We start from the raw sequence: 10,619 nt of genomic DNA, 5'->3' as shown, positions 1-10,619 counted from the left end.
CGAAGTTCTCCAACTGGGCATCAAGATAGTTGAATGCCTCTTCCTCGAATACGATGAATCCCATACTTTTCTTTTTTCTAAGTTAATACTATGTTGTATGTCGCAAAGCTCCACGCATATGCTGTGCTCCACGTTTGTGAGTGCAAAGATAAGGCACGGCAATCTAAAAACAAGCGTTTTCAATTTCTGTGGCAGTATGTTGCCGGGGTTTGCCGACTTCAACGCCAAAAACAACAAGAAAAACTTGCACGACTGCAACGAATACATGAACAATGATGAGTTGAGAAATACGTTGAAGTTCTCACAACTATCTCGGTATGCAAATAAGCAAGCCACAACTAAATTGCCACGTTACACCCAATCAGTTGCATGGCTGCACCCAGTACACTTACTTTGCACCCGACAATCGGTCAATGGTGCAAACCGTGACCACTATACCAACAATTTAAACAATGTAAGTTATGGCAAAAACAAAAGATGCAGACTTGACTCCTGGGCAAAAGGAGCTGATGGAAAAAGAGTATTTGGATTTTGTTAAACCATCTACGTATGGCAACAAAGCCAATCCAAGTAGTTGTAATTCTCTCTATGATGATGTAGAGAACCCAGAGTTGAGAGCAATTGTAGAGAAAGTTGCTGCAACAACTCCCTATCGAGAGGAAACATCAACGAATGAGGCTCAATCGCCACCGAATCCACAGAAGCGCATCAGCGGCAAGCAGCGCAAGGCAACACTGGAGGAGTATCAGCAGACCTTCCTCCAAGTTCCAAGGATTGACGACCGCAAGCCGGTCTTCGTCAGTTCCGATGTACGAGACCGTCTTGATCGTGTCGTCCGCATCCTCGGAGGGAGACGCATGAGCGTATCGGGCATCATCGAGAACATCGTGCGCCACCACCTAAGCCTTTATGAAGAGGACTTCGAGGCTTGGCGCAAATTGTGAGAATTAAGGTCTGCGACCTTGGACGTGGATGGCTGAAAGGCTGTAGTTCCAACTAACGTGTTATGAGAGGGAGCGAGGTTATGTTTTGGGAACCCCAAAACGCCTCGCTCCACCATAAGGGCGGAGGAATTTAGCTCCCAACGGTCGCAGAAAGTGAGTGTACCAACTGTAAACAGTGTATCGAATGACAAACGTACAGGAACAAGACAAGAGAAAGGGCGGAAGACCGCCCACGGGCAGAGTTCGCAAGCTGTCGAAGTCTGTCACGGTGAAGTTCTCGAAGCCAAGCTACGAGGCATTGAGACTGAGGGCGAGAAAAGCCAACCGCAAGTTGGCGGAGTACATCCGTGAGTCCGCCTTGAACGGCGAGGTGGTCAGTGGACACAACACTGAGACGGTTGCCATTGCCAAGAACCTCATCGGTATGGCAAACAATCTCAACCAACTTACCAAGTTGTCGCATCAGAGAGGTTTCCATGAAACCCATGTATATGTGGTGGACTTGTTGAGAAGATTGAAATCCATCCTTGGTGAGTATCGCCAAGCAAGTTCTAAACCGAAGCCAAGCGGAATGAACAGAAAGGAGGATACCACATGATAGGAAAGCTAAAGAAAGGGGCATCCTTTGGTGGTTGCATCCGCTATGTGACAGGCAAGGACGAGGCGAAAATCCTTGCTTCCGATGGTGTTCTGCTCGGCACGAATGCCGAGATAACGCAAAGTTTCGAGCTGCAAAGGCATCTAAATCCAAGGATAAAGAAGCCTGTGGGACACATTGCATTGAGCTTCAAACCAGAGGACAGGCCACGTTTGACGGATGAGTTCATGGCTAAGATAGCCCTTGAATACATGCAGATGATGGGCATTACCAAAACCCAATTCATCATAGTAAGGCATCACAACACGGACAATCCACATTGTCATATCGTATATAACCGCATCAATAATGAGGGCAAACTCATATCAGACAGGAATGATTACAGGCGTAATGAGCAAGTGACCAAGGCTCTTAAATCCAAGTATGGATTTACTTACGGAACGGACAAGAGTAAGACTAACACTCGCAAATTGCGCAATGCGGAGCGTGCCAAATACGAGATTCACAATGCTGTAAAGAGCGCATTGAGAATGGCAGATAGCTGGGACGAGTTCAAAAGTGAACTTGCAAAACGAGGTGTTCACTTAGAGTTTGTCTATAAGGATAAGGAGCGAACCAAGGTTCAAGGCATCCGTTTCAGCAATGATGGATATAGCTTCAAGGGTACGCAGATTAGCCGAGACTATAGCTTTGGCAAACTGAATGCGAGATTTAAGGTAATGGAGAACCATTTATCAGCAAGAGCCAGTTCTACTCAACAATATGAGCAAGGTAGTTTCAAGGACGAGCTGTTGCCATTCATGTCGGAGAGCAGCCTGAACCCATGGAATGGTATTTCTTCCATAGGACTCTTTGCTCCTGCCAATGCACAGACCTTTGAGCAATTCCCAGAGGATGAATCATCCAAGAAAAAAAAGAAGAAACGCAGAAGAGGCTTTAGCCTTTGATGCAAGTTACAAACCATTCAAACAACAAAAGAAAGATGAAAGAAGAACTATTGGAAGCCATCTACGGCACAGTTGAGAGATTGGAGCAGAAAGTCGATGAACTTTCTGCTTCACCAAAGTACGCAGGAGCGGAAACCGTTCCTGCAAGTAATGACACAACCAAGTTGGAGAAATCAATCATTGCTATGTTTGGCAAGGAAGAGGAAGTCAGAGGTAAAATATCCAAATTAAGAGATGCCATTGTTGTTTTTGTTGACCTTATCAAGGCTGAACTCGGCAAAAATGAGCAGCGAAGCAAGCTCTTGGTTGATGCTGTCAAGCAGATGAGACAAGAGAATGATGTTTCCTCGAAGGCATTGCAAGACAAACTTGAAGTGATGAACAATTCACCTCAGAAGAAACTTGTCACCCATCGCTTCGAGCCTACATCAAAGTATGTTCTTCTTTTCATTGGCGGCTTGGCTCTATCTCTCGTTCTCTCCATTTGGGGCAACCTCACCCAATGGCGAGAGCACCAAGATTGGGAGGAGGCAGACTTGAAATATCGTGCATTGAAGATGGTTCTTCCATCTGACGACCCCAATGTTCGATACATCGAAAAGAACTTTTCTGTATGCCCAAATAAAGAAGTTATTGAGAAAGTGAGAACTCATGTAAATATTTACGAGGACTCAATTCGCTATCATAACGAAATGATACAGATGGCAGCAATTAAAGATAGCATTGCTAATAGCCTATTTAAAGAGGTGAGTGAAATTAAAAAGAAAATTAATCAGAAATAATAGACAACGACCAACGGGTACAAGCGCATTCTTCGCTTCGAATCGGGTAGGAGGTAAATGCTAATCATAAAAGGCAGTTGCCTCCTATTTTCACATTTACCGACCTCCCACACCAGGCTTATTAGGGACTTGCCCCATTAGATAAGCTCATGCCGAGCATACCAACAAAAAAAACGTGGGTAATCATAGGCTTATCCACGGATTTTTATTTAAATGGAGAAAATAGTATAAATCTTCATTATTGGGAAAACTATACTGAACAAAATGCAAATAAACTGCATTAAACTATAACAGTGATAGCATGACATAGTTTAGCTTACACTCTCGTTAACACACACTAATTCTTGTAGAACCATAATAAAAAACTCCCCATAGAGTTTACTTTTGAATAAAATTTACGTAAATGATAAGATTTTTTACCTGATTAACAAATATAGAATCTCCTTTTGCTTCATAAGAAAATAATGTATTATTATCCAAAAGTTTATCCTTACTAATCACAACAATTCTAACCAAAGGAATCTCTAAATAGTTTGCGAGCTTTTTATCTGATTCTACTTCACTTTTAGTATAGGATATTATACCATCACTCCTATACACATCTACATTTTGCAGTTTCTTTTTAACATAATAAACACTCTTTTTTATAGTATATTTCTCCCCTCTATATTCTATCGTTCCACAAGAATTATTATATTTTAATCCTGAGGAAACTTCTTTACAATAGTTTCATAAACAACAATGCCACTTCACACACCTTTTAGTGCGCAAAGTGGCATTAATTATAAGACGTTGAACGAGCAGTAACCCGTTGTATCTCTGTAGCCTTCTGTTGTCTCTATTCTCATTTTCTTCCCAATGCGATATGTCCCTTTCGTATATTTCTGACGTACATTGCCCAGATCAATTTGAAATTTTCTGGCAGTGTTTGGTCGGATGCCAAGACCTATCTCTATAAAGGCAGCATTCTTCAATGGAATCTTTTTCCAACCTTTATTTTCCTTCTCGATAAAGTACTCATAACCAACGATACAAGTCCATGGTAAATTGTTGGTTATAGTCAACGTAACAACTTGAGGTTTATTCGTAAAATGCGTCTGCGAGAGTTCCAAGCCAAGGTTTCCTTGTACAGAGTTGGCCTCTTTTGCTGTTTTGGTCTCTTGCTCGGATTTATTCTCTTGCACATTACTAGTTAAAGCACTTGCTTCCGTTACTTGACTATTACTTTTATCCCCAACAGAGCAAGAAAGAAACAATAAACATGCAATCATGCATCCTAGCAAAAAAATAAAATTAATTTTCATACTCATTATTTTTTATGTTAGACAAAAATGAAAATTACAAAGGTCACTATCACTAACCTATTTTGTTTTGGCTTTATTATTAACAGTTTCTTCATAAACAATCATCTATTAAAATCCTGACTACTACTATTGCTTCCACTTCCAAAAGAACCAAAACCATTCCCACTTGAAGAAGAACGTGTATTTGAATTGCCTTTTTTATTGGACAGTAGTGAATTATGATAAATCGAGTTACTTCATTAAAATTGATTTATTATTGCTGCCATAGCCGATAATCTTGACATCTACTTTTGAATGGATTAAAGTTGGTGAATCTTGTATCTTGTATTGGAAGTAGATTGTATCTATTTTCTCTGTTGTGGCTATTTTAAGAGTTTTAACTTCGTCGAATATATCCAATGTTATCTTTTTGAATTTTTTATTGTCGCAAGCAACCACTTTTTTTTAACAATATATCCTCGTTGGTCTGTCGTGTATTCAACAGCAACGTATGCTTCTAAATTATTTTTTTGAAACTCAATAGGATATTTACACTTTTTTTCCAATTCGTTTATGAACAACTCTCTATTTCTATAGCCAGGATTACCTGAGCTTACTTGGCGTACACCAAATAGTTGCGGAGATGTTCCCACAAGAGACACATTAGTATTGGAGTTGCATGAACCAAATACTACCAAAACTGTCAATAATATAATACCCACTAATTCCTTCATCTTTATTCTATATGATTTTATCCATGACTCCACTTTAAAAGTGGATTAAATTTGAATTAAACATATGCCTTGGAAAGCCTTTATGCAATCCTCGGCGTTAACTAACTCTGACAACCAGTTGGCGAACGAGTTGTTTATGCAACGTGAAAATGCCTCCTGTAGCCCAAATATAGCCCCAAAGTGGGGCGATTCGCTCTTTGAACTATTTTGTTGCCATCTTGGAGAAACCAAAACACTTTTTGCCTAAGTCCTTAATGGATGCACCTATGTGATATACACAGTTCGCTGCTCTCCTTTTTTTCTATTTTATCTGTCATATTTATATTCATTTTTCCAATATCACAAATTGTGACTTTGAACATTACCATATTTAACAGCATTCAAAGGTAGTGCTTTTAGCCTTTAAGCCACTATTGCACAAACCCTTTTTGAAAAGAACGTAAAATCAATAGTTTTATTGCTATGATTGTGTATTTTTAATCGGTTAACTCGTTGCACCGTATTTACCCCTTAAACGGATGATTTCCCGACAACAGGAGTCGATAACATTACAATAAGCCCACAAAAGGGAGAACAGATATATGATTTGTCTGGAAAAAAGGTAACAAGCATAGAGAACGGACGCATATATATTTTTAATAATAGGAAAAAGGTAATATCTACAATTCATTAAAAAGAAAAAATATTAGAAAGGAATTATGGAAAGCGATATTTGCCCATAATTCCTTTTATTTTTATATGACCCCACCAACTCCAATTGGATATAATCAAAACGGTACGACCGGTTTCCAGAAATCGCTAATTTGATTTAGTTTCAAGTTTCTCTTCCAAACATTAGCTTTAACAAAATGCTCTTCATAAACAGCCCTGTCTCGCTCTGGATAAATGTTCCCTTTCCAATATTGTCTCAATTCGGCAACCTTAATGAGATGTCCATTGGTGCATACATATTTTGCATATTCGTTCTCTGCGGAAGAAACATACACTCTTGAAAGAATACATTTGTATTTGCCGCTGATTTTGGGGTTTGAAATATCTTTGAATTCTTCAATTTTGTCATAATGCTCTGTATTAGGATTCCAAACATATGCATCAAAATGTTTAGTGCCAGAAGCACCAAAGCTACCCAAATAAAACAGCACATCTTCTTTTATACCGTCAAAATTCAAGTCAGTCAACAGACAACTATCAATACGTTCTTCATTTGGTACAAGATCATCATCTTCAGGATATTTGTATCCGAAGCGATGAATGGTCTTGTCGCCACGTTTTATAATCACGCCATAATCAACATCGTCAACCTCATGTTCTATCATAAGGCTTAGAGTGTCGTCATTACTTCTCATAGAAGAATCAGAAGTTGCTTCTTTCTGTAGAACACATTTCGTTTTATTCTTATTGCATCCCCATACAACAAGAAAACTACAAAAAATGAGTAGAATAAAAACTATCTTTTTCATACTTCTTTTTATTTTTATTGCGACAAAGATACAGAATTTCTTTTTATTTTCTGCAAAAATTAGCAATTATCTTACTCCACCAATAGCAATTGGATATAAATCGTGCTGTGGGAACTTCTCGCAGCCGATATAGAGCGTGTCGAAGGCATCGGTGCCGTCGGTACGGTGTTCGAGAAGGTCTTCTTCTGATTCAGGTTGTTTTCACCAAAAAGGTGCAGATGAAGCGAAGCGTAACAGGAGATGAAGCCGATGGCTGCTGCCCACAAAGGAAAAGCCATTGTCCTACGTTGGTTGGGCGCAAGACAAAGGCATTATATGGAAAGGCGGATTAGGAGGAATTCCGCTTCAATAAATCTTTAACATTTCCATTCTTCTTACTATTCAAAAATTCTAAACAAAGCATACATTATAGACATAAAACCAACAACATATCCTTTAAGATAATTAATATAGTTTATTGTAAAACTCGGTGGGAAATTACGCCTGTCTTTGTATGTGATATTTAGGAATGTAATACCAAAGAATATTGCACAAATACTATCATATCTTTTAAATAAGATGGTTGTTATTCCTAAGCATATCATCAAAATTGAAAAAATCAAGTAAGTGCCATATTTTACGGCACTTACCGACTTTTTGTGCTTAATAACAGAAAACATTATTGCAATTCCTGTTATAGACGCTAATATTCCCCAACCACAAATATAGTTCATAATTATTACTTTTTGCAAATAGTACTATCGTACTGGCTATGCCACATTGCATGGAATCATGTTGATGAAGACTTTTTATCGTTTTGGTCATTGATTAATACATTTTCATGATAGCACTATCAATATTCTTATTAACCTCAATTTCTTCACGTTTAGATTTCTTGCCATAGCTAAGGCTGTAAGTCAGTGTTAAATTTATATTACGCCCATTGATTTCGTTAAAAATCCGCGAATTTCTATTATAACACCCATAATCCATTGTTATATGTTGCTTGTCATAACGTGAAAAGGGATTGCGTACTAAAGCCTCAATAGCCAACGCCTTATGAGTCCAGCTCACTTTCCATTCATAGGTAGGACGACGTTGGATGAACCACGGTTGTCGAATATCAAGTGATTTATATGGAGTCTGATAATCGAAACTAAGCATCCATTCTCCTGCAAGATAAACCAAGCCACCTTTTATGCGAAAACTGTTGTGCGACATATCGTAAGTAGCCCCTTTTAATGTATTACATTCTTCAATCACTGTGGCGCTCAAACGCAAATGCTCATTGAATAAATTATAGGCACAACCTACAGTAAACATATTACCGTAGAAAGTTCCGCCATTTATACGAGTATCAAAAATCGTATTCGTATTAGCTGTATACTGATGTACTATGTTGTCAAAATAAATATTACTATCATACGATAAAGACAAACGAATTTTTCCAATTTGTCCATTGTATGAAAGGGTGTTTCCTAATACTTTCATCGGTGCAATGTCAGGATTACCACAAGTTGCCTCAAAAAAAGATGTCGGAACAACCATTGAATTTTTTTCTGACGGTTCAAATAAAGTATGAGTAAAAAGACCATTTAACGATAAAGAGTGCTTGTTATTAATGACATAGTTTCCACCATAAAAAGCAACAGGCATACAGTAATTATTATGTATGGAGTTTAAAGAAACGGCCGTGTTAGATAACCCCGCAGAGATATAGTAATAGTATTTCTCACTATATTTGCTAAGTTGAAGTAATCCAACAGTAATGTTGGAAGTCAGATGCTGTTTTCCATTTGCTGTTCCATCATAATTATCAGTATAATGTTTATAATCATTGCTAAATGCGCCTGTTAGAGTAAGGCTATTTTTCCAAGTTTTCGAATAGCGAATATTACCATTCAGCACATAGTTGTCTTCTATTACTTTTGAACTTAATGAAGCTTGTTCTGTTTCTGCATACAGACTGTGGTATTTATTGTGCCCCATAGAAGCAGATGCTGTAACGTCAAAAGCCTGCTCTTTAGGCAACCATAATGTGTAATTTACATACGCTGATGGTGCTATAGATTGGCTGTTATATGAAACAGTACGCTTTGTTGCACCATATGGTTCGGTGTAGTAAATACCCTGTATGGTATTGGAATTTGGCACAGCCTGACGATTAAAGCCCACATAGGTATTTAATCTGTGGGTGTTCCCCATGGAGGTTAAGCGCAATCGCATAGCTTGCCCATTATTTATTTTCAACGGACTCTCATCTTTATAATTACGTTCCAAAACGGATTTATCTGAAAAGACATACATATCATTTCCCTCTGTATAGCTATGATCTCTATGCCAGTCACCAGTGACGGTTAGGGAAAGTGTGTATCGTTTTTTATTAAAATCAGCAAAAGCTAAATATTCCCCCGATTTGTAGGCAAATCCTTCATTTGCAGAAAAATAAACATTGCCCCCATAATTCATTTTTACAGTTATAAAATTAACCAATCCTGCTTTACCTGCATATTTACCGCTTGGAGTTCTTATATACTCTATTGTACGAATGTTCTTTGCACTAAGAGATGCTACATCTTCTGGCAATGCCTCCATTCCATTAATGCACAATACAACCTCTCCTCCACTATGAGTAGTAATGCTACGAGTGCGTGCTGATACTTCCAAGTCAGGAGTCTGCATAAGATATAGTAGATTAAAACCATTTGTAGAATGTTTTTTCTCAAGTTGAGTTGGTATCAACAATGCCTTGTTGCTCATTTCAATTTGACCATCAGCAGTAACAATAACTTCTGGCAGTTTTTCGGTCTTGGTACTGTCTGTTTGTGCTGTAATGTCTGTTATTGTGACAAACAGCAAGAAAAAGAATATATAGTATTTATACATTGTATATCATATTTTAGTATCGACTTCAAAAATAAAATGTCGACGATTATTATAAGCAAGGATTGGGTATGCCGAAATATAGTATTTGGCAGCCCCATCCATTTGAACTCTTCAGAGAACCTTACAAGCTACAATTCCATTAAAGGTTGGTGCTTGGTAGGCTCGGTTTTGGTCGTGTGATAATAGGACACATGCAATTGCACACAGCTGTATTGTCACAGCTTTGGCTACTTCTTGAAGAACCACAAGAACCTTGTGCTGCTACAGTGTGAGCTGGACCTCCAAGAACAAGCATTAATGACTCCTTGTTCAGAACAAAAAATTCGTCTGTCAGAACAGATTTCAAAAGATTATTTTTTCATAAATTGAAATAATTTAAGTTAGCCTACTCTATGAGCTTTTCGGCATCCGCTTTTATTTTCATTTAAAAATGTGGAGTGAGCGATTTCAAGACACAATATACTTGGAATATTTCCAATCCTTAATTCCGCAACACTAACTACTGCTACCCAAATGGTCTGGGTGGTAGTAGAACTGCATCTTCTCGTATGTATCGCCTTCTAGGAAGTTGTTCTTTGCTGCTCGTGCCATAGCACGTGCCTGCGCAGCCTCCAAGCTGCCTTCATTGCAGCAGAAGCCCTTGCCATCGACATAATCGTTGTTGTCCTCGCCATTGTACGGCACTGCAAGGGTTGCCTCCTTTTTTCTATTTTATCTGTCATATTTATATTCATTTTTCCAAAATCACAAATTGTGACTTTGAACATTACCATATTTAACAGCATTCAAAGGTAGTGCTTTTAGCCTTTAAGCCACTATTGCACAACCCCTTTCTTTGAAAAGAACGTAAAATTAATAGTTTTATTGCTGTGATTATAGTTATATAAACAAACTATGCCAACAAATGTGTAGAATAAAGATTCTTTGTATGATAATAGCTTTGCAACTATATCTATACATTGAATTACAACAAAAAAATGTGTGGGAGCACAATGTTTTCTATCTA

The 10,619-nt window shown here is 38.2% G+C and carries 9 protein-coding genes and 1 pseudogene; 4 read left to right on the top strand and 6 right to left on the bottom strand.

Annotation, left to right across the window (positions count from 1 at the left end):
* The first annotated feature begins 461 nt into the window (after positions 1-461).
* The 4 genes from P3T48_RS14225 (at position 462) to P3T48_RS14210 (ending at position 3,271) form a co-directional block, all read left to right on the top strand.
* Positions 462-944, top strand: coding sequence for a DUF3408 domain-containing protein (locus tag P3T48_RS14225; RefSeq protein WP_004308662.1), 483 nt, complete (start codon positions 462-464; stop codon positions 942-944).
* A 184-nt stretch (positions 945-1,128) separates the two neighbouring features.
* Entirely contained in the window at positions 1,129-1,542 is a 414-nt protein-coding gene (locus P3T48_RS14220) for a plasmid mobilization protein (RefSeq protein ID WP_276507125.1), read from the top strand.
* Positions 1,539-2,489 carry a relaxase/mobilization nuclease domain-containing protein gene (locus tag P3T48_RS14215; RefSeq protein WP_264956827.1) on the top strand — a complete coding sequence of 317 codons (951 nt, stop codon included), beginning with the start codon at positions 1,539-1,541 and terminating at the stop codon, positions 2,487-2,489. Before P3T48_RS14220 ends, P3T48_RS14215 begins: the two co-directional genes overlap by 4 nt.
* A gap of 35 nt (positions 2,490-2,524) precedes the next feature.
* Positions 2,525-3,271, top strand: a complete 747-nt coding sequence (locus P3T48_RS14210; RefSeq protein ID WP_117695825.1) for a hypothetical protein — start codon at positions 2,525-2,527, stop codon at positions 3,269-3,271.
* Between the two features lie 782 nt (positions 3,272-4,053).
* On the opposite strand, the gene P3T48_RS14205 is transcribed toward P3T48_RS14210, so the two are convergent.
* The 6 genes and pseudogenes from P3T48_RS14205 to P3T48_RS14180 form a co-directional block, all read right to left on the bottom strand.
* The gene (locus P3T48_RS14205; RefSeq protein WP_276507124.1) at positions 4,054-4,575 is read right to left on the bottom strand and encodes an immunoglobulin-like domain-containing protein; all 522 of its coding nucleotides are present in this window, start codon (positions 4,573-4,575) and stop codon (positions 4,054-4,056) included.
* Between the two features lie 401 nt (positions 4,576-4,976).
* Positions 4,977-5,288 (bottom strand): hypothetical protein, encoded by a 312-nt coding sequence (locus P3T48_RS14200; RefSeq protein WP_276507123.1) that lies wholly within the window; start codon positions 5,286-5,288, stop codon positions 4,977-4,979.
* A 767-nt stretch (positions 5,289-6,055) separates the two neighbouring features.
* On the bottom strand, positions 6,056-6,748 hold the full coding sequence (locus P3T48_RS14195; RefSeq protein ID WP_276507122.1) for an XAC2610-related protein: 693 nt from the start codon (positions 6,746-6,748) through the stop codon (positions 6,056-6,058).
* Positions 6,749-7,125: 377 nt separating this feature from the next.
* Positions 7,126-7,461 (bottom strand): hypothetical protein, encoded by a 336-nt coding sequence (locus P3T48_RS14190; protein ID WP_153127563.1) that lies wholly within the window; start codon positions 7,459-7,461, stop codon positions 7,126-7,128.
* 94 nt (positions 7,462-7,555) lie between these two features.
* Positions 7,556-9,613 (bottom strand): TonB-dependent receptor, encoded by a 2,058-nt coding sequence (locus tag P3T48_RS14185; RefSeq protein ID WP_276507121.1) that lies wholly within the window; start codon positions 9,611-9,613, stop codon positions 7,556-7,558.
* A gap of 498 nt (positions 9,614-10,111) precedes the next feature.
* Positions 10,112-10,297 (bottom strand): annotated as a pseudogene (locus P3T48_RS14180) (RHS repeat domain-containing protein); the annotation flags it as partial.
* Between the last annotated feature and the right edge of the window lie 322 nt (positions 10,298-10,619).

Source organism: Segatella intestinalis (assembly GCF_029348455.1).
GTDB lineage: Bacteria > Bacteroidota > Bacteroidia > Bacteroidales > Bacteroidaceae > Prevotella.
The sequence above is the reverse complement of the archived record's forward strand: the minus strand, read 5'-3'. Positions and strand labels throughout refer to the sequence as shown.